This is a genomic window from Marinitoga piezophila KA3 (assembly GCF_000255135.1).
Classification (GTDB): Bacteria; Thermotogota; Thermotogae; order Petrotogales; family Petrotogaceae; genus Marinitoga; species Marinitoga piezophila.
In genome coordinates this window covers 1,126,707-1,147,593 of sequence record NC_016751.1, presented here as the reverse complement: position 1 = coordinate 1,147,593, position 20,887 = coordinate 1,126,707, and the positions used below count along the sequence as shown (strand labels likewise).

Annotated in this window: 20 protein-coding genes; 17 read left to right on the top strand and 3 right to left on the bottom strand. The window is 30.4% G+C overall.

All coding sequences use genetic code 11. The features are described 5' to 3' along the window. Positions 1-553: 553 nt before the first annotated feature. From MARPI_RS05515 to MARPI_RS05505, 4 genes are all read left to right on the top strand, one after another. Positions 554-1,723 (top strand): ATP-binding protein, encoded by a 1,170-nt coding sequence (locus MARPI_RS05515; RefSeq protein WP_014296606.1) that lies wholly within the window; start codon positions 554-556, stop codon positions 1,721-1,723. Positions 1,724-1,767: 44 nt separating this feature from the next. Continuing rightward, complete coding sequence (locus tag MARPI_RS05510) at positions 1,768-2,556, top strand: patatin-like phospholipase family protein (RefSeq protein ID WP_083635662.1); 789 nt, start codon at positions 1,768-1,770, stop codon at positions 2,554-2,556. 125 nt (positions 2,557-2,681) lie between these two features. Beyond that, positions 2,682-2,858 carry a hypothetical protein gene (locus MARPI_RS11120; RefSeq protein WP_014296604.1) on the top strand — a complete coding sequence of 59 codons (177 nt, stop codon included), beginning with the start codon at positions 2,682-2,684 and terminating at the stop codon, positions 2,856-2,858. Between the two features lie 116 nt (positions 2,859-2,974). Beyond that, positions 2,975-3,766, top strand: coding sequence for an energy-coupling factor transporter transmembrane component T family protein (locus tag MARPI_RS05505; protein WP_014296603.1), 792 nt, complete (start codon positions 2,975-2,977; stop codon positions 3,764-3,766). Positions 3,767-3,807: 41 nt separating this feature from the next. Here MARPI_RS05505 and MARPI_RS05500 read toward each other — a convergent pair whose 3' ends face one another. After that, positions 3,808-5,493: a Na+/H+ antiporter NhaC family protein gene (locus MARPI_RS05500; protein WP_014296602.1), complete on the bottom strand. Its 1,686-nt coding sequence runs from the start codon at positions 5,491-5,493 to the stop codon at positions 3,808-3,810. A 362-nt stretch (positions 5,494-5,855) separates the two neighbouring features. After that, positions 5,856-6,947 (bottom strand): 4Fe-4S binding protein, encoded by a 1,092-nt coding sequence (locus MARPI_RS05495; protein ID WP_014296601.1) that lies wholly within the window; start codon positions 6,945-6,947, stop codon positions 5,856-5,858. A gap of 162 nt (positions 6,948-7,109) precedes the next feature. Here MARPI_RS05495 and MARPI_RS05490 point away from each other — a divergent pair, with 162 nt between their 5' ends. The 12 genes from MARPI_RS05490 to MARPI_RS05435 all read left to right on the top strand — a co-directional run bounded on the left by MARPI_RS05490 (position 7,110) and on the right by MARPI_RS05435 (position 19,389). Then, the gene (locus MARPI_RS05490; protein ID WP_014296600.1) at positions 7,110-7,346 is read left to right on the top strand and encodes a helix-turn-helix transcriptional regulator; all 237 of its coding nucleotides are present in this window, start codon (positions 7,110-7,112) and stop codon (positions 7,344-7,346) included. A 1-nt stretch (position 7,347) separates the two neighbouring features. Continuing rightward, complete coding sequence (locus MARPI_RS05485; protein ID WP_014296599.1) at positions 7,348-7,995, top strand: hypothetical protein; 648 nt, start codon at positions 7,348-7,350, stop codon at positions 7,993-7,995. A gap of 1 nt (position 7,996) precedes the next feature. Beyond that, the gene (locus tag MARPI_RS05480; protein WP_014296598.1) at positions 7,997-8,473 is read left to right on the top strand and encodes a hypothetical protein; all 477 of its coding nucleotides are present in this window, start codon (positions 7,997-7,999) and stop codon (positions 8,471-8,473) included. Positions 8,474-8,543: 70 nt separating this feature from the next. Continuing rightward, a complete protein-coding gene (locus tag MARPI_RS05475; protein WP_014296597.1) occupies positions 8,544-9,074 on the top strand; it encodes a folate family ECF transporter S component in 531 nt (176 codons plus the stop codon). A gap of 103 nt (positions 9,075-9,177) precedes the next feature. Further along, positions 9,178-10,215, top strand: a complete 1,038-nt coding sequence (locus tag MARPI_RS05470) for a DUF362 domain-containing protein (protein WP_014296596.1) — start codon at positions 9,178-9,180, stop codon at positions 10,213-10,215. 179 nt (positions 10,216-10,394) lie between these two features. Beyond that, positions 10,395-11,732 carry an FAD-dependent oxidoreductase gene (locus tag MARPI_RS05465; protein ID WP_014296595.1) on the top strand — a complete coding sequence of 446 codons (1,338 nt, stop codon included), beginning with the start codon at positions 10,395-10,397 and terminating at the stop codon, positions 11,730-11,732. A 110-nt stretch (positions 11,733-11,842) separates the two neighbouring features. Continuing rightward, positions 11,843-13,018 (top strand): PLP-dependent cysteine synthase family protein, encoded by a 1,176-nt coding sequence (locus MARPI_RS05460; protein ID WP_014296594.1) that lies wholly within the window; start codon positions 11,843-11,845, stop codon positions 13,016-13,018. 73 nt (positions 13,019-13,091) lie between these two features. Continuing rightward, positions 13,092-14,687, top strand: coding sequence for an NAD(P)/FAD-dependent oxidoreductase (locus MARPI_RS05455; protein WP_014296593.1), 1,596 nt, complete (start codon positions 13,092-13,094; stop codon positions 14,685-14,687). 25 nt (positions 14,688-14,712) lie between these two features. Further along, positions 14,713-16,035 (top strand): NYN domain-containing protein, encoded by a 1,323-nt coding sequence (locus MARPI_RS10745; RefSeq protein ID WP_014296592.1) that lies wholly within the window; start codon positions 14,713-14,715, stop codon positions 16,033-16,035. 243 nt (positions 16,036-16,278) lie between these two features. After that, positions 16,279-17,592 (top strand): ABC transporter substrate-binding protein, encoded by a 1,314-nt coding sequence (locus MARPI_RS05445; protein ID WP_014296591.1) that lies wholly within the window; start codon positions 16,279-16,281, stop codon positions 17,590-17,592. Between the two features lie 65 nt (positions 17,593-17,657). Continuing rightward, positions 17,658-18,533, top strand: coding sequence for a carbohydrate ABC transporter permease (locus tag MARPI_RS05440; RefSeq protein ID WP_014296590.1), 876 nt, complete (start codon positions 17,658-17,660; stop codon positions 18,531-18,533). A 10-nt stretch (positions 18,534-18,543) separates the two neighbouring features. After that, positions 18,544-19,389, top strand: coding sequence for a carbohydrate ABC transporter permease (locus tag MARPI_RS05435; protein WP_014296589.1), 846 nt, complete (start codon positions 18,544-18,546; stop codon positions 19,387-19,389). A 42-nt stretch (positions 19,390-19,431) separates the two neighbouring features. Here MARPI_RS05435 and MARPI_RS05430 read toward each other — a convergent pair whose 3' ends face one another. Then, the gene (locus MARPI_RS05430; protein WP_014296588.1) at positions 19,432-20,253 is read right to left on the bottom strand and encodes an SDH family Clp fold serine proteinase; all 822 of its coding nucleotides are present in this window, start codon (positions 20,251-20,253) and stop codon (positions 19,432-19,434) included. A gap of 170 nt (positions 20,254-20,423) precedes the next feature. On the opposite strand from MARPI_RS05430, the gene MARPI_RS05425 reads away from it, so the two are divergent. Then, positions 20,424-20,882: a methylated-DNA--[protein]-cysteine S-methyltransferase gene (locus MARPI_RS05425; RefSeq protein ID WP_014296587.1), complete on the top strand. Its 459-nt coding sequence runs from the start codon at positions 20,424-20,426 to the stop codon at positions 20,880-20,882. Positions 20,883-20,887 lie beyond the last annotated feature (5 nt).

Below are 20,887 nucleotides of genomic sequence, written 5' to 3'. Positions count from 1 at the left end.
GGAAAAAATAAAAGCTCTTTCATGCGACTTGAGTGCTAATCTTCGAAAATTGCTCGTTCTCAGGGGTCGTTGCAGACTCACATCCATGTTCGTCTTTTTTGTTGTTGATTGAGAAAAATAAAAACTCCCTCAAACGACTTGGTTGCTGATCCTCGAAAATCACTCATTCCCGGCTGTCGCTTAGATTCTGCATCCCTGCAGAAGCTGCGCTCAAAAAAACATCCTGTTTTTTTGACAGCCTCCATTCGTGATTTTCTCGGGCAACCTGCGAGTTTTCGTTCGTTTTTATTTTTCTCAATCATAATTGTTTCTCTTCGGGAATTTTCAAGCCTTCTCTCATATTATTATTTCTATTTTTTATATCTAATTTAAAATAAAAAAGAACTTTAAATTTTTTTTCAATGATTTGTAGTTTTGCCACGTATCAAAACAGAACGATTTATCATAAAAATCGTTCTATATTAATACGATAAATAAAAATAATATCAAAAATAGTATTAAAATAATACGAATTGTGATATAATAAGTATTGGAAGAGAACGGAGGTGAGAAAATGGAAATTGAAGATGTTATTGAACAGCTTGAATTGAAAAAAGAAAGGCTTTTAAATGCATTGCCTGAAAAAAAAAGGTTGTATTTTCAAAAAATAGAAAAATATGATGATACAAGAGGGATGTTATTATATGGGCCGCGTGGTGTTGGAAAGACAACATATTTGCTTATGAAGGCTGCGGAAAATAATTTTTTTTATCTATCTGGTGATGATCCGAAAGTAGCGGCTATTCCATTGTTTGATCTTGGAGAAAAGGTTTTTCTGCAGGGATATAATGGAATAATAATAGATGAAGTGCATTATTTAAATAAATGGAGTATACATATAAAGGCATTGTATGATTCGTATCCTGATAAGAAAATATGGATAAGCGATAGTAGTTCTATTATTCTTAGAACAGGAATAGCTGACCTTTCAAGGAGATTTGTAAAGGTTAGAATACCGTTATTATCTTTTAGGGAGTATATACATTTTTTAACAAATAAAGAGATTATGGAGATTGAAAATCCATTTAATATTGAAAAAGACAGATTTATGAATCAAATAAGAGATATGGATATTTTAAAATTGTTTAAGGATTATGCTTCTTCTGGAACACGTCCGTTTTTTCTCGAAAATAATTATGTTGAAAAAATGGAAAATATTCTTGAAAAGACATTATATAGCGATATTCCTTTTTTCTTAAATACTATAAAAGAAAATCATTTAAAATTAATGAAAGCGATAATAGGATATTTAATATATTCTAAAATTCCTACAATAAATGTGGAAAGAATGGGAAAAGAATGGCAATTAAGCAAAAATAAACTGTATGAGTTGTTAAATGTGATGGAAGAGGCCGAATTAATAAATATAGTATTAAAGGAAAAGGATTTTAAAATAAATTCAAAAGGAGAAAAGATATTTCTGGCTGATCCTTCGTATTATTATATATATAATGGCGAAATTGGTAAGTTCAGAGAAGCATTTACTGTTTTTGCTTTAAAAGAAAAAGGAAAAATATTTTCATCAAAGAATGAGCAGGACGGAGATTTTGTGTGGAATGGAATAAAAATAGAGGTTGGTGGGAAAAATAAAAAGATTAAAAATTCGGATTTTGTTATTCGTGATGATATAGATTTGCCATTAAAGAATAAGATACCTTTATGGTTATTGGGATTTTTATGGTAATTTTAGAATATTATAATAAAAATATCTTTTGAAAGCGAGGTGAAATTATTAAAAAGATAATATTATTTATTTTTGTAATTATAGGGATAATATCATACTCAAAAACCCTTCTTGTTTTAGGCGGTGGTGGTGCTGCTGGAGCGTATGAAATAGGTGTTTTAAGATATATTGTCGAAAAAAATATTAAAATAGATGGTGTATATGGCGTATCAGCTGGTGCTTTAAATGGAGCAGGATTTGTAATGGGAAGATTAGATGAAATAGAGGAACTATGGACTTCTATGAAAAAAGAGGATATATTTGATTTTGATCCATTTAACCATGCGCCAAATCTTAAACCATTTATTCTGGATCCAACACCGTTATATACATTTTTAAAGGGATATATATCAGAAGAAGAAATTCTCAAATCCCCTATAGACTATGGGATTTTAACCTTTAACCTTGATAAATTTAAGGTTGTTTTTTTAAAAAAAGAGGATATGAAAGAGCATATGGTGGATTATATCTTTGCAAGTGCAAGTTATCCGCTATTTGGAGCAATTGAAATTGATGGTAAAAAATATACAGATGGAGGCGTTTTTTCAAACGTATATCCGGCATTATTAGCAGAAAAATATGGATATGATAGAATGATAGCTGTATTTCCTGTTATTAATAGTCCGGCAGATTTGGTTTTTAAAATAATGCTTGATATGAAAAAATCTGAGAATATGGTTATTATAACACCTTCAGGAAATGTTCCCTCACCTATGAATTTTTCTCCTGAAGATGCAAAAAGATTGATAAAAATGGGATATATGGACGCAAAAAGAAATTTAAAAAATTGGTGAAATGTTTTTGTTTTGATATATTAATTGATTTGTAATTTTTTGAAAATTATGTTATAATGAATATGGGGAGTAAATTAGTAAGTGATAAAAGAATTTTTTCACAACTAAAAACAGGGGGGACTTATATGGGTGAATTAGAAAAGTTACTTGAAAGAAAGAAATTTTTAGAATCAGAAAAAGAAGCTATTAAAAAGTATATGGGGCCTCATGAACATGATGAAAACCTTGATAAAAAATGGGAAGAAATCAACAAAGAATTAGAAGAAATTGAAAAGAAGATTGAAGAGTTAAAAAAGGCATGAGTTGAACTCATGCCTTTATTTTTTTCCTTTATAGAATCTTAACAAAAAATACTTCAAAGGATAAAATAAAATAGTAAAATAGAATGTAGTAAATGTTATAACAGGTGGTGTAAATAATGTTTTCTGAAAATATAGCTATAGGACGTTATGTGGAAAAAGAATCTTTGATGCATAGTCTTGATCCGCGTTCAAAATTAATAGGTTTGTTTTTTCTTGCAGGATTTGCTTTTACCATAAATAGTTTTTATGATGTTGCAATAATGTCTTTTTATACCTTTCTTTTGATGTTGCTCTCTCGAATAGGTCTTAAAATGTATGGTAAATCCTTAAAATCAATGTGGATGCTTATTGTTTTTGCTTTTGTTATTCAACTTTTTAATTATGAAGGTAATGTGATTTATCAATTGTGGTTTATAAAAATTACAGATGTTGGTTTATCAAATGCGGCTATTATTACATTTAGATTATTTTTTGCCATAATGCTATCTTCTGTTTTGACCCTTACCACTTCTCCAACATCGCTGGCAAATGCAATGGAAGATGTTTTAATCTGGTTCAGGGTAAAAAAATCATTTGCACATGAATTATCCATGGTTATGACTATAGCAATTAGATTTATTCCGGTAATGGCAAGTGAAGCTGAAAGGATTTTTAAAGCTCAAATGAGCAGAGGTGCAGATTTTGATTCAAGGAAGTTTTCTGGAAGATTAAAAGGTATGGTGGCAATTATAATTCCATTGCTTGTATCTGCACTGAGAAGAGCTGATGAGTTGAGTATAGCTATGGAATCGAGATGTTATAATGGATGGGAAGGAAGAACACGATATAAACAGTTTAACTGGAAGTTTAAAGATACACTTTTTACATTATCATATATAACAGTAGGAATTTTGGTAATTATTTTATAAAAAGGGTTCTCCAAATGGAGAACCCTTTATTATTAATATTATTAAGCTTTAAGGTCTTTAGGATCTGTACTCTTACCGTAGAATTTAAGGATAGCCCAGATACCGGCAACACCAAGGATTAATGAAAGCCATACAGGCATTCCAAGTCCAACTGGTATGTATCCAACTACTGCTGCAAGACCTGCTGCTGTTAATGCATATGGTAACTGTGTTTTAACGTGATCTATATGGTCAGCTGATGATGCCATTGATGACATAATTGTTGTATCTGAAATAGGTGAACAGTGGTCTCCAAATGTTGAACCTGTTAATACAGCACCAAGTGTTGCATATACTAATGTTGAAGGTTCTCCGCCTGTATATGCTGCTGCAAGAGGTACTGCTAAAGGTAACATAATAGCCATTGTTCCCCAAGATGTTCCTGTTGCAAATGCAACTATTGCAGAAATTACAAATACCAATACTGGAATTGTCCATGATGGTAATGAGCTTGAAATTACCTGAACTAAGTATTCAGCTGTTCCTAAGTCAGAAGCTATTGATCCAATTGACCATGCGAGTATAAGGATTATTGTTGTTATTACCAATGATTTTGCTCCTTCTACCCATGCTTCTAAAGCTTCTTTTAATGTCATTATATTTTGAGAAATAGCCATTACTACTGCAACGATACTTGCTAATGCAGAAGCCCAGATTAATGCAGCTGATGCGTCAGCATTACCAAATGCATCCCTTATTCCATCCCATGTAAATGGTTGTTCTAATCCTCCACCTGAATACCATAATCCGATAAATGCAAAAATAACAAGTGTTAAAATAGGTACTAAAGCATTGGAAACTCTTAAAGGAATGTTTTTGCTTTCAAGATCTTTTTCAAAATCTGTTGAAAGCATTGGTTCTGCTCCGTCTGCCAATACTTTTCCTGTTAATCTTGCTCTTTTTTCTGCTTCATACATTGGTCCAAAATCTCTCATCATTGCACCAACCATGAATACCATTACAAGAGCAAATATACCATACATTCTGTAAGGAATTGATTGGAAGAATACTGAATATGGATTAACTTCTACGCCTAATGATTTAAATGCGTCTCCTATTAATCCCAATTCATAACCTATCCATGTTGATATTGCAGCCATTGTTGCTACTGGTGCTGCTGTTGAGTCAACAATATATGATAATTTTTCCCTTGAAACTCTTAATTTATCTGTTAAAGGTCTCATTGTAGGTCCAACTATCAATGTATTTGCATAATCATCAAAGAATACTACAACACCCATTAATGCTGTTGCAAGCTGTGCACTTCTTGCTGTTTGAGCTTTTTTAGCAAGTGCATTTGCTATAGCTCTTGTTCCGCCCATTTTTGCTATAACGCCAACCATACCACCAATTGTAAGTGTAAATACAATAATACCTGCATGCCAGCTGTCTGCTAATGCATTTACAGGATACTCAAATGTTTTTGTATAACTTTCTATGAGTTTCATAAAGAATCCTGAGTTAGATGTTGCAAAAACACTAATAAGAGCTCCCGAAAATACTCCCAACAATAATGATAAAATAACTTCTTTTGTCACAAATGCCAAAACAATGGCTAATAGAGGTGGAATAATTGACCAGAAACCATAATTTACAGCTTCTGCATCTCCCCCTGCTGCAAAGGCCATGGTAGCTAACATTATAAATGCTGCCATGATAAATAACGCTACCAACCGTCTTTTCCTCATAACTCTACCTCCCCTTAATAGATTTTTAATTATTATAACACATTTTAGACATTATTGTCAAAATTCTTTAATCTATATTACACATTATTATTATTAATAAATGAAAGATATTTGACTATAATTGTATTTTATTTTTTCTGCTAAGTAATAAATGCTTGCATTCCTTGATTTACTGCTATTTTTAATAATATTAATATTATGGTGAATCATCTTTCGGTTTATTAGCTAATTCTAGAAACAAGTCTAATAAAGTGAAATATTTCTTTATAAGTTATTTTTAGTGAATTGTTACTCAATTGTTACTTATATAATCAATAAAAATGGCAAGAATAAAAAATTCTTGCCATTTTTTTGATTTTAAATTATATTACTCCGCTAATAGCCTTTACAGGACATCTGCTCTGACACAGGCTACAACCAAAACATTTGCTTTCATCGACTATTACCTGTTTATTTTCTTTATCAACAGTAATTGCCCAATATGGACATACCATTTCACATAATTTACAGAAAGTACATTTGTTAAGATCAATTTGTGGATATTTTGGTTCAAAAACAACCTCTTTCTTTTTTAATCCAACTTTTTTAACTTCTTCAATAGAAGAAAAACCATACTTTTCAAGTGCTTTTGGAAGCTGATCAACTATGGTTTTATATAATTGTTTTCCTCTGATTAATGCTGCAGATAGCATTTGAACAGCATCAGCACCTGCTAATAAGTATTCCAATACATCATCTGCTGAAGCCACTCCACCGACACCTATAACTGTGATTTCAGGAACTGCTTCTTTTATTGTATTTACCAGGGCAAGGCCAAGATTTTTAATTACCGGTCCTGAAATCCATACCTGTCCTTTATCATTACCTATTAAATTTGTTCTATTTTCCAGATCAATAAGCATTGTAGGTCCTAATGAATTTATTGCTACCACACCTGTTCCGCCGTTTTTGAGAACCATTTTTGCAAATTCTACAGGATCAGGAATATGTGGACTCATTTTCATAAATATAGGTTTATCTGTATGTTTTCTTATGGTTCTCACAGTTTCAGCTATTGTATCAAGATTCTTTCCAACATAATGTGTTGAAATTTCAAATGCATCTGCAAATTTATCGAGTTGAGGTATTAATACTTCCATATCTTCTTTGGTGTATCCTGCACTTACTATTAAAGGTAAATCCAATTCTTTTTTTAGATTTGGCAGGATTTCATTTATCCATTTTTCTGGTGGTAATTCTGACCATAGTTCTGCATTAACAATATAATTGTTTGTTCCATAAATACAGGGTCTTGGAACTTCTGCATCTTTTGTTGAAATCGTTTTCGTAACCATTCCGCCAACACCAAGTCTTGCAAGATATAACATCTTTTCATCATCGCCAACTAAAGGTCCTGAAGCTGGCATTAAAGGATTTTTAAGTTTTATTCCGGCAAATTCTGTACTTAAATCCATAACTTCCCCCCCTTGAGTATTGTAGACTATCATTATTATATCATAAATTTAACCATATCTTTATAGTATGGTTGCACAAAATTTATCTTTTTATCATATATAATGTCAAGTATACTTGACATTATATCAAAAATATTATACAATAATAATGGGAGGGATTATATGAAAAATAAATTAAAGGTTTATAGAGCAATGTATGATTTAAGTCAGGAAAAACTTGCAAATCTTGTAGGAGTGTCAAGACAGACAATTAATTATATAGAAAAAGGTAAATATACGCCTTCAGTTGTACTCGCATTAAAACTTTCAAAGGTGTTTGAATGCTCTGTTGAAGACATTTTTTTCCTGGAAGAAGATGAATTGAAGGAAGTAATTTCAATTTCAAAGGGGAGTGAATAATATGAAGAGTTTATTCTTTAACAAATATTTTTATCTTTTTGAGCTTTTATTTATATATGCTGTTCTTTTAGCTACTGGTGAAAATAGAGTTTATGGTTTATTTTTAATTTTAGCTGTTGTTATTGAAATATACAAGGATATTTTTTCGAAAGAAATTGACGAAATGGAAAGATATTTGCGGTTTAAAATTTCAAATGTAGTTTTGTATTCAACAGTTGTATTTTCAATAATTCTTTATTCTTTTAATATAAAAATGCTTTCCGTTTATAATGTGCTGCTTTTTTATATGGCGTTTCCATTGGTTCTGAAGAGTATGCTATATGCAGGATATATTTTTGAAAGAGAAACTGTAATTAAACGTGTTGGGTATTCATTGAGTTTGTTGTTGCTGATTTTTACTATTTTATCTGAAGGATTTTCATTTGCGGGGTTAATAGAGGCGATGCCATGGATTTACTTAATAATTTCAACGTTTGTAGCAACTCGATACAGAAAAATAGGAAGTTTTATGTTTTTTGTTGCATTTGTTGTTGTAAGCTATTATTTCATCAGAGGAAGTATTAATGATATGAAAATAGTCGTTTATTCATTTATTGGTATTCCTTTATTGTTTTTATCTCTTCAATCATTAAGAAAGGAGGGTGATTAAAATGAAAAGAATGTTATTAATAACCTTTTTGGTCTTCAATCTTGTAATATTTGCAGGAAGTTTTTCTTACTCGTTGGGAATAGAGTTATCCGGGGCGATATTGCCATTTGTGGGGGTTAGTTATAATAATGAATCATATAATGTTGGTGCAACTCTGGGATTTATTTTTGGTCCAGATGAAAAAAATCCTGAACAATTAGATTATATTTTTGCTCCTACAATAGAAGCAGGATATTCTTTGCCATATAATTTTACTATTGAGGCTAATTTAAAAGCATTAGTGGTTGTTCCATATCATTTTGAACAGTTGTATTTAATGGGAGGAGGAATAAAGTATAAAATTCCAATTAATAATCAATCATTTAATCTGGGTGTGTATGGTGAATTTATACTTCCTTTAAGTGCTGGAAAACGTGCATGGGAAAAAGGAATGGGAATTATACCGGTGCCTTTTATTAAAAGTGAATATGAATTTTAGAGAAAAGTATTGAAAAAAGTTTCAAATTTTGATATAATCACTCTGAAATTTAATTTTGGGAGGGAATAAAGTGACAAAAACCAAGAAAATGATTTTAAGCGCTTTATTCATTGTTTTAAGTATTATTTTAACAAGATTATTATCCTTTAGATTCAGTCTATTTGGTGTTGAAAGTATCAGAATTGGGTTTGGAACATTGCCAATATTCCTCTCAGCATTGATTCTTGGACCATGGTATGGTTTTATGGTAGGGGCTCTGGCTGATTTCTTTGGATATTGGATAAACCCAATGGGACCATTTATGCCACATTTCACTCTTACTTCTGGATTGCATGGGTTATTGCCTGGTCTTGTGTTCTGGTATGTATTTAAGAAAGAAACAAATTTCTGGAGTTTTGCATTTTCATATTTAGCAGGCGCTTTGGTTGGAGTTACATTAACACCGTATTTTATACATACTCTTTTTGGTGTTCCATATGGAGTTTTGATGCCTCCAAGAATAGTTTCGCTTTCAATTAAGTTTTTCTTATATCCAGCAATTATGGTAATTTTGTATAAACGAATACCTCAACTTGAAAAATTAACACATCCAAGTATATAAAATAAATCCAATCCCCGGAGTTGTCAATTTAACTCCGGGGATTTTGTTATTAAGAATATGATATAATATAATATTTATATATTAAAAAAAGGAGAAAAGGCTTATGGATGTCTATTTAAAGCAATGTACCGATTATACAAATGCTGAAGAAGTTTTGCTTCCATTGTTGGAAAAATATAAAGACTTATTTTCAAAGAATGACAGAGTTCTTGTTAAACCAAATATGTTGTCTCCTAATCATGTTGGAAGCGGTATTACAACTAATCCGAAAATTGTAGAAATTGTTTTAAAGTTTTTATTATCTCTTGGAACAAAGCCTTTTGTTGGTGATAGCCCTGCTACAGGAAATGCAATATCTGTTGCAAAGGCTAATGGCGTCTACGAAATTTGTAAAGAACTTGATATTCCTATTGTAGAATTAGATGATCCTGTGGAGGTAGATGGAGAAAATTTCAGGGGATTTAAGGTTTCGAGAAAGGTTTTAGAGGCAGATAAAATAGTAAATATTGCTAAATTAAAGACACACGTTCAAATGATAATGACATTAGCAGTAAAAAATACATTTGGCTGTATTGTTGGCAAGGAAAAGTCTGCATGGCATTTCAGGGCAAAAACAAATACCAATTTTGCCAATGTTTTAATAGATATACATAATATAGTTAATCCAACATTAAATATAATAGATGGTATAGAAGGAATGGAAGGTAACGGACCGGCAAATGGTAAAAAGAAGAAATTTAATGTGATAGGCATTTCAGAAAGTGCTTATGCACTTGATCATGCAATTATAAAATCATTAAAAATAAAAGAAAAATATGTTTATATTATAAAAGAAGCTGCAAGAAGAAATTTAATACCTGACTATAACCTTATATCTAATTGGAATGCGCCAGGAATAAAACTTCCTCTTACAACACCTATTTTTGAAACTGTAACCAATATAACAAGAGTTTTTGAAAGAGTTCCAAAAATCAATAAAGATAAATGTGTTGAATGTAAAATTTGTGAAAGCAGATGCCCTGCTGAGGCTATAAATATTGATAACGATAAGTATATAGATTATTCAAAGTGTATAAGATGTTATGTTTGTCATGAAGTATGCCCTCAAGATGCAATAAAATTAGTTAGAAAAATATTTTAAGATTTTTAGTCTTAGCCAGCTTTTGCTGGCTATTTTTTTAACAATTTATTTATAATAAAATTGTAAAAAAATTTTAATTGTATTGAGTATAAAATGTGATATCATAAATATGATAAAAAATGTCGGTATTAACTTGAAAGGTATAAAGTTCAAAAAATCACAATAAGGAGATGATTTGTATGAAAATTGTTATTATTGGGTGTACTCACGCAGGAACTGCAGCAGCAATAAATTCGGCAAAGTTGTATAAAGATGCAGAAATTACAATATATGAAAGAAATGATAATGTTTCATTTTTATCTTGTGGAATTGCATTGCATGTAGAAGGAGTAGTAAAAGATCCAAAAGGGCTATTTTATTCTTCGCCAGAAGAATTAGAAAATATTGGAGTTACTACAAAAATGAAACATTCGGTAGAGAAAGTAGATATAAAAAATAAAAAGTTAATTGTAAAAGATTTGAAAACTGGAAAAGAATTTGAAGATAATTATGATAAATTAATAATTACAACAGGTTCATGGCCTATTATACCGAATATTGAAGGTATTAATTTGGAAAATATATTATTATCTAAAAATTATTATCACGCACAAAATATTATAAATAAAATGAGAAATGTAAAAAAAATAGTAGTAGTTGGTGCTGGATATATAGGAATAGAACTTGTAGAAGCCTTTAGAAAAAATGGAAAAGATGTAGTTTTAATAGATGTAGAAGATAGGATTTTAAGTAAATATTTAGATAAAGAATTTACTGATATTGCAGAAAAATCCTTAAAAGAACATGGCATAAAACTCGCATTAGGTGAAAAGGTTATAAAATTTGAAGGTGAAGATAATAAAGTAAAAAAGGTTATAACTACTAAAAATGAGTATGAAACAGATCTTGTTATATTATCAATAGGATTTAAGCCAAGTACAGAACTATTTTCAAATCAATTGAAAATGCTGGAAAATGGAGCTATTATAGTAAATGAATATATGGAAACAAGTGAAACAGATGTTTTTGCTGCAGGAGATTGTTGTGCGGTTTATTATAATCCTACTAAAGAATATAGATATATTCCACTTGCAACAAATGCAATTAGAATGGGAACTATAGCCGCTCATAATTTAAAAGAAAAACGATTAAAACATTTAGGAACGCAAGGTACATCAGGAATAAAAATATATGAAAATAATATTGCTTCTACAGGTTTAACTGAATTTGCAGCAAAAATTCAGGGAATAAATGTTGATTCTATAACCATAACAGAAAATAATAGACCAGAATTTATGCCGTCATATGAAAATTTAAAACTCAAGGTTGTTTTTGAAAAAGATGATGGAAAAATATTAGGTGCTCAAATAATTTCTAAAGCAAATTTAACTCAAGCAATTAACACAATGTCTGTAATTATACAAAATAATATGAAAATGAATGAATTGGCTTTTATAGACTTTTTTTTCCAACCACATTATGGAAAACCTTGGAATTTTCTAAATGTTGCCGGGTTAGAATACATAAACAAAATGTAAATATTATATAAATATAAATAATTAAATATTGACATTTTTAATCCAATTTGATATACTAAGGAAAAAATATTGCCAATATAAAAAAGAAAATATTCACAAGAGGTGATTATATGAAAAAGAATAAGGAAATATACAATGAAATATTGGAATTAATGGGTGAAACACCTGTTATTCGTTTGAAGAATATAGAAGAGTATTTTAATGTAAAAAATGAATTATATGCAAAAGTGGAGTATTTTAATCCTGGAGGTAGCATAAAGGATAGAGTTGGAGCATATATGCTTCAAATGGCTGAAAAAGAAAATTTAATAACAACTAATACAGTTATTATTGAACCAACATCTGGAAATACAGGAATAGGGCTAGCTTTATATGCTGTAAAAAAAGGAAATTCTGTAATATTCATAATGCCCCAAAAAATAAGCATGGAAAAGGAATTATTGCTAAGAGCATATGGAGCATATATAATAAGAGTCCCAGGTAATGTTTCCCCATTTTCTGTAATGTCGCAATATAAAATCGCTGAAATTATTAGAAATATAATCTGGGAAAAGAGAAAGCCTTTATCAAAATCAGAAATAGAAGGAATAGTAAGCTATATCCAGATTTTAATAAATCAAAATAATGAAAAAGAATTAAAAAAGATTTTTGAAAAGGCTGTAGATCCAAACAATTATGCGTTTATCCCCAATCAATATTTTAATAAAAATAATCCAAAAGCTCATTATAGAACAACTGCACCAGAATTATGGAAACAATTTAATGGAGAGCTTGACTATATTTTTGCTGGATTGGGTACAGGCGGAACAATTTCTGGAATTGGTAAATATTTTAAAGAAAGAAAGGATATAAAATTAATAGGAGTAGATCCAGAGGGGTCAATATATCATCACGTAAAAGCTGGTCTTACAGTTGAGGAAGCATTGAAACATTCTCATCCATATTTAGTTGAAGGAATAGGAAAAAATATTATCCCAAAAACCATAAATTTAGACATTATAGATGATATAGTTGTGATTAATGATCAGGAAGCATTTTCAATGGCGAGATTTTTATCAAAAAGAGAAGGGATATTGGTCGGTGGCTCTTCTGGGGCAGCATTATTTGGAATGATAAAGTATTTAAAAGAAAATAATATAAAGAATAAAAAAGCTGTTGTAATTTTTCCTGATAGTGGAAGAAGCTATTTAACAAAATTTTTTAATGATGAATGGATGAAAGATAATAACTTGGAAGTTAATGATGAAATAATTTTGAGAAAGTTATTTGATGAGTGCAAGATATAATAAGCGGCCTGCAAAGGTCGTTTTATTTTATGATATAATACATTTGAAGATTATAGAAGGAGATTAAAAAATTATGTTGAGAATAAATAATATAAAATTACCTATTGATCATCAAGATGAAGATATAAAAAAAGAAATTGCAAAAAAGTTGAATATTTCATCAAAAGAAATTCAAGAAGTTAGAATTATAAAACGCTCTATTGATGCGCGTAAAAAGAATGATATGATTTATTTTGTGTATAATGTGGATTTTAAAGTGGAAGATGAAGATAAATTAAAAAATAATTCCCTTGTTATGATATCTCCAGAGAAAGAGTATATATTACCAGCTCAGGGAGAGGAACTTTTGACTACGAGACCGATAATAATAGGCTCCGGACCTTCCGGGTTATTTGCTGGATTAATACTTGCCGAAGCAGGGTTTGAGCCTATAATATTGGAAAGAGGAAAGGCGGTTGAAGAAAGAAAAAAAGACGTAAATCTTTTCTGGAAAAAGGGTGTTTTAAATATAGAAAGTAATGTTCAATTTGGTGAAGGTGGAGCTGGAACATTTTCTGATGGCAAGTTAAATACGCTTATAAAGGATAAGAATAATAGAATTAGGAAGATGCTTGAAGAATTTGTAAAGGCCGGTGCTCCAGAAGAGATACTATATGTCAACAAACCGCATATTGGTACTGATAAACTGGAAATAGCTGTGAAGAATATAAGAAAAAAAATAATTTCTCTTGGTGGGAGTGTTTTATTTGAAAGCAAGGTTACCGATATTATTATCAAAAATGGAAAGGTAAAAGGTGTTGTTGTAAACGGTAATGAAAAAATATATTCTGATGTAATAATTTTAGCTATTGGTCACAGTGCAAGAGATACTTTTGAATTGTTATTCAACAAAGGAATAACAATCAAACAAAAACCATTTTCTATTGGTGTAAGGATTGAACATTTAAAGGAATTAATTGATAAAAGTCAGTATGGTAAATTTTATAATCATCCGAGATTAAAGGCTGCAGATTATAAGCTTTCTCATAGGGCGAAAAATGGAAGAGCTGTCTATACTTTTTGTATGTGTCCGGGGGGATATGTTGTTGCATCGGCTTCAGAAGAGAATATGGTTGTTACAAATGGAATGAGTGAATTTGCAAGAGATAATGTCAATTCTAACAGTGCTATATTAGTAAGTGTCGAACCTTCAGATTATCCTTCAAATCATCCATTAGCAGGTGTTGAATTTCAAAGGAATTTTGAAAAAAAAGCATATGCCATTTCTAATTCTTATTATGCACCTGTTCAATTATTTGGTGATTTTTTAAGAAACAAAAAATCTGTAAAATTTAAAGCAGTTAAGCCTTCATATAAGCCGGGAACGATATTTTATGATATTAATAATATATATCCAGAATATATTACCGACGCTTTAAAAGAAGGTATTTTAGCAATGGGAAAAAAACTAAGAGGGTTTTCTTCATATGATTCATTGTTGACAGGTGTTGAAACAAGAAGTTCATCTCCTGTAAGAATTGAAAGAAATGAAAATTATGAAAGTATTTCAACTGAAGGGTTATATCCTATAGGAGAAGGTGCCGGATATGCAGGAGGAATTACATCTTCTGCAGTAGATGGCATTCGAGTTGCAGAAAGTATTATAAAAAGATATAAAAAGGGATGGTGATAATATCAAAAGCATATTTATTTTTATGGACTATCAAAATCAACCGGTTGATCCGGAGTTGATTATTGAAAAAATAAAGGAATTGGGGAAAATTGTTGGGGGAAAGGCTTATGCACATTGGTCAAAATATCCCGCAACAATGTTTTCATTTTCAAGACATGGTATTGAATTAATAGAAATGCCAGAAGACGGTTTTGAAAATAAAAAAGGCAATGATATAAAACTTGCAATAGATGCAATTGAAACAATGTTTTCTTTGCCTCATATTGATATGTTTGTTCTGGTAACGGGAGATGCTGATTTTGTTCCACTTGTAAAAAAACTTCGAATATATGGAAAAGAGGTTATTGTTGTAAGTAGAAGTAAAAATACTTCAAAAGAAATGGAATTATCTGCAGATATGTTTATTCCTTATGAGGATATAGTAAAATCTGAAAAGATTGAGGATAAGGATTCTATTGAAGATATTGTTGAAGAGGTTATAAGGATTATTGAAGAACATAATTATGAAGATGTAAATGAGCATATTATAAAAAGAATAGTAACCGGTATGAAGATCGATTATAGGGATTTTGGGTTTTTATCTTTTAGCGATTTTGTTGATAATTTAATAAAAAAGGTTCGTGATGAATTTTATTCTAATAATGGTGAATATAGCGAATATGAAGAAAATTATATGCGATATATAGAACGGTTTCTTGCTACCAGTGTTATGCCATTGAGATTGGATGATCTTGTAAAAAAAGCACAGGAAAAGAATCCGTGGATTACCAAAAATTCAAAATATTCATTAAAGGAATTAATTCAAAAAATGATAGAGGAAAAGAGATTATGGAAGAATTCTCGTGGATATATAATAGTTCCTATTCCAAGAAGATGGGAAATAAAACATGAAAAGATACTTCCTTATCCTGAGCACAGGGATAAGTTTGTTGAATTTGTGTATAACTTGTTTAAAGCTGGAAAAGCAAATTCTATAATTGAAGCTATACATACTGCAAAAAAGGAATTAAATCTTACCAATAAAGTAGTTGGTTCATTTGGTATAGCATTAAAGTTTTCCGGTAAATTTCTTGGTAAAGATGGAAGTGACTATGTAAGTATGAAAACACCTGTGTATCTAAATGCTGATTATGAAGATTTTAAAACAGCTGTTGAAGCTTTCTATTTAAAAAGCATATTAAAAGAGGAAGATATTCATGAAAAAAATCTTCCAATAGCTTCAAAGTACATATACAATACAGAAAATACCAAAAGATTAAATGAGATAATAGAACATCTAATGGATTTGCAGGAGGTATTTTATATAAAACCATATTATAAGTATTATAAAAATTTAAATAAATAATACCGATGTATTTTCTCAATTTATAATAAAAGACATTAAAACGCAAAGAGTGCGAAAAACAGTATTAATTTTCATTTTTTCTTTTTCACATAACATTTGATTCTTTTAAAAAAAAGTAGTATAATAAAGATACGGTAAAAAAACTTTAACACAAATTAATATTTCTTAATATTTCTTTTTATTCGTTTATTGTATATATGATATTTTCTATTAAGAAATCATCTTATCAAGGGGGGAAAGTATATGAAAAAACTGGCAGTATTATTGGTTGTTATTTTAAGTGTTTCTATGTTTGCACAGGTTACTATCGAATTCTGGCATGCTATGAGTGGGTGGAGAATTGAATTATTACAGGACATGGCAAACGATTTCATGAAAACTCATCCAGATATCAAGGTTAATGTACAATACACAGGTTCATATCTTGATACTTTCAACAAAACAATTGCAGCTGTAAAAGCAGGAAAAGCTCCACATATTGTACAAATATACGATATTGGAACACAGGCAATGATTGATGGTGGAATCGCTATTCCAATTGGTGATTTAATAGAACAAGATCCAACTATAGATAAAGGAGCATTTTTAGAACAGGTAGCTAATTACTATACAGTTAATGGAAAATTATATTCAATGCCATTTAACTCATCAACAGCTATTTTATTCTATAATAAAACAATGTTCAAGGAAGTTGGATTAGATCCTGATAAACCACCAAGAACATATGATGAATTAATAGAATATGCAAGAAAATTACAGAAGAAAGATGCAAATGGTAAGGTTATTAGATACGGTTTAACATGGCCAACACATTCATGGTTCTTTGAACAATTAATGGCTGTACAGAATGCTCCATTAGTAAATAATGGAAATGGTAGAGCAGGAGTAAGACCTACACAAGCAGTTTTCAATAGTCAAGCTGGTAAAAACATATTCAATTTATTCAAAAAGATGACAGACGAAGGTTTGTTATTAAATACAAAGAGAGAAGACTGGAATGGTGCAAGTCAGATTTTCTTAGCTAAAAAAGCTGGTATGTTATTATACTCAACATCAGATGTTAAATTCTTTGATGAATCAGCAAAAGAAAATGGTTTTGAAGTTGGAACTGCATTCTTACCAAAACCAGATGAATCAGTACAGGGTGGATCAGTTATAGGTGGAGGATCATTATGGATTCTTAAGAATCATCCAAAAGAAGAAATTGATGCAGCTTGGGAATTTGTAAAATGGATGACAGAACCAGCACAGCAGATTAGATGGCACCTTGAAACAGGATACTTCCCAGTTAGAAAAGATGCTATAGAACAATTATTGTTCAGCGGATTCTATTCAGAACATCCAAATTACTTAACAGCTATAATGGAATTACTCTTATCAAAACAGACAGTTAATACAAATGGAGCAGTTATGGGTGTATTCCCAAAAACAAGAGAAGTTATCGAAACAGAATATGAAAATGTAATTAATGGAAAGAAATCTGTAGAACAAGCTCTTAATGATGCCGCAAGACAGGTTACATTAGAATTGAAGAGATACAACAGACTTTATAAATAATTTTTAAGTTATAATTATACCAGGGCGGTTTTCCGCCCTTTTTTTAAAGAAGGAGGAATCTTCATATGTCGTGGAAAAGTAAATTAACTCCATATTTATTACTTGTACCAACCTTTGTTATAATTATTTTATTTATTTATTGGCCAGCAACATATTCTTTTAAATTAAGTTTTTATCAGGAATCTTTTTTTGGAAATCGAAGTATTTTTGTTGGTCTGGAAAATTATACAGAGTTATTTACAGATCCTGCGTATTATAAGGCTCTGTTGACTTCTGCGATTTATTCGTTTTCCACTGTTTTTTTAACGATGTTTTTAGCATTTTTAATTTCACAATTATTAGTTCAAAATATTCCTGGAACACGATTTTTTAGGTTATTTATCTTTGCCCCGTATGCAATCTCTCCAGCAATTGCTGGTATATTATGGTCATTTTTATTAACTCCAACTGTTGGATATTTAAACTATATATTTATGAAGTTTTTTGGTATAGATACAGATTGGCTTACAACTACGCCGTATGCATTTATTGCTGTAATGCTTGCAACAATATGGAAGATGTTACCTTTTGATTTGATTTTTTATATAGCTGGACTACAATCGATTCCTGATTCTTTGTTGGAATCTTCTATGATAGATGGTGCAAATCTCTGGCAACGTATGTGGAAAATTAAATTTCCATTGTTATCACCTATAAGTTTTTATTTGTTTATAATGAATTTTACAACAACTATGTTTACTTCATTTGGTATTATTGATATTATGACAAAGGGTGGACCTTCAGGAACTACAACAACTTTGATATATAAATTATACTTAGATGCATTTACCTATACAAATAATGGTTCTGCCGCAGCTCAATCTGTTATAATGTTTGCCATTATGGGAGTTATCACAGTAATCTATTTCAAAGGCGTCGAAAAATCCGTCCACTATCAGTGAGGTGATCTTAATGGCTTCAAGTATTTCAAGGAGAAAAAAAGTTAATTTAATTTTATCTGAAATAATATTAATACTTATTTCATTAATAGTTATGGCTCCAATATTATTGGCGTTTAGTATGAGTTTTATGACTTATACAGAGGTTTATACATTTCCACCTAAATTATTTCCAAGTACATTTCACTGGCAGAATTATGCAGAGGCTTTAAAATTAGTTGATTTAGGAAGAATGCTTATTAATTCGTCAATTATAGCATTTTTTATTACATTTGGTAAGTTGATTACAGGAACGCTTGCAGGTTATGCCTTTGCAAACTTTCAATTTAGAGGAAAGAATTTGTCATTTATGTTATTATTTATAACCTTATTTTTGCCGGCAGAAACAGTTATGATTTTGCCATTATTCCTTATAATGAAGCAATTTGGCTGGATCAATACATATTATGCGCTTATTATACCTTTTACTGCAAGTGCCACAAATGCATTTTTAATGAGACAGCATTTTATGACAATACCAAAAGAATTAAGCGATGCTGCTAAGATAGATGGCGCAACGTCAATGCAATATTTCTGGAAGATTTTATTGCCATTATCCAAATCAATGCTTGGTGGTGCAGCGTTAATCAACTTTGTTTATGCATGGAATCTCTATTTATGGCCATTGATAGTAACAATGGACGATAAAATGAAAACTGTTCAAATTGGTATAAAGATGTTAATTAGTTCTGATGCTGCTAATAATTGGGGAATAATAATGGCTGGTACAATGATAGCGCTTGTTCCAACATTGATTATATTCTTTGCCATCCAGAACCTATTTGTTAAGAGTCTTGTTAGTTCAGGGCTTAAAGGATAAAAAAACCGGGTCTTTAAAAAGTCCCGGTTTTTATTATTTTATTTATTTTTTGTCGGTAAATGACACGAATTCAACAGTTCCTCTTTGTCTTACAGGTTGTGTATATAAATCCATTAACATATAAACTTCATCTGGAACATCTGTTTCTACATTTAATCCCAATTCTTTTGCTTCTTCAACTGTTATTGGGTAATCATGAGTCCATCTTCCTTCTGTTAAGGTTTCTGATAATTTTTTAGCTTTTTCTTCTCCGAATCTGTCCTTTAATAATTCATATATAAATTTCTGAACCTGATGAATGGATTTTTTTGCAACGTCTGCAAGTATTAATGTTTGATCATCGACTTTATCCACACCTTTTTGTTCAACTGCTCTAACGATACTTGGAGCGGGATTTTGGCCTAATTGTGGATCAACAGGACCTAAAACGGCATGGGGATCCATTATTATTTTGTCTGCTGATAATGAGATTAATGTTCCGCCGCTCATTGCATAATGAGGAACAATTACCCGTGTTTCTGCTGGATGATCGTGTAAAGCCTTGGCAATTTGTGTAGCAGCTAATACAAGGCCTCCTGGTGTGTGTATAATTAAATCTATAGGCTTATCTTTAGGTGCTTTTCTTATAGCTCTTAATATTTCTTCGCTATCTTCTATATTAATGAATTTATAGAATGGCATTCCTAAAAATCCCATACTTTCCTGTCTGTGTATAAGAGTAATAACTGTTGAATTCCTCTTTTTAGATAACGAGGACAAAAGACCTTTCCTTGAAGCAATTAACTGTGCAAATTTAAACTGTGGCCCGAGTAAAATATAGAACATAAATATGAGCCACAATAAAGAACCTAAACCTGTTGTCACTTATACCACCTCCTATGAAAAATTTTTCATTGTTATTAATAATAATGTTTTTTAATCTTTTTTAAATCTATTATACCATAATCAGGTATATTTAATTAATTTAAGTATATGAATATTTCATTTTTTCTGGTATACTACATTTGTGAAATATTATTTACGGGGTTATTATTATGGAGATTTTTGTAATTACAACCGAAGCTGGAAGTATTAAAGGATTTGTGAAAAATAATAAGATTATAGAAATAAAATTTTATAATGATTATCTTGAAGAATATTATGATAATCATACGGCTTTGTTTTATAAAACTATAAAAAAGTATTTTAAAGGATACGATGTTCTTGATGAATTGCCTTATGAAAAGTATTTTAAAACTGTTTTTGAGGAAAGAGTAATGAAGACTTTAAAAAATAAAGTATTATTTGGACATGTTGTATCTTATGGAGAGCTAGCAGTTATGGCAGGGTATCCGCGCGCAGCAAGAGCTGTTGGAACTGTTATGGCACATAATAATCTTCCATTGATATTTCCGTGTCATAGGGTTATTAAAAGCGATGGAAGGATTGGAAATTTTGGACCCGGGCAACACTGGAAAGAGTTTTTGTTAAAAATTGAAAAATATATTGTGTAACAAAC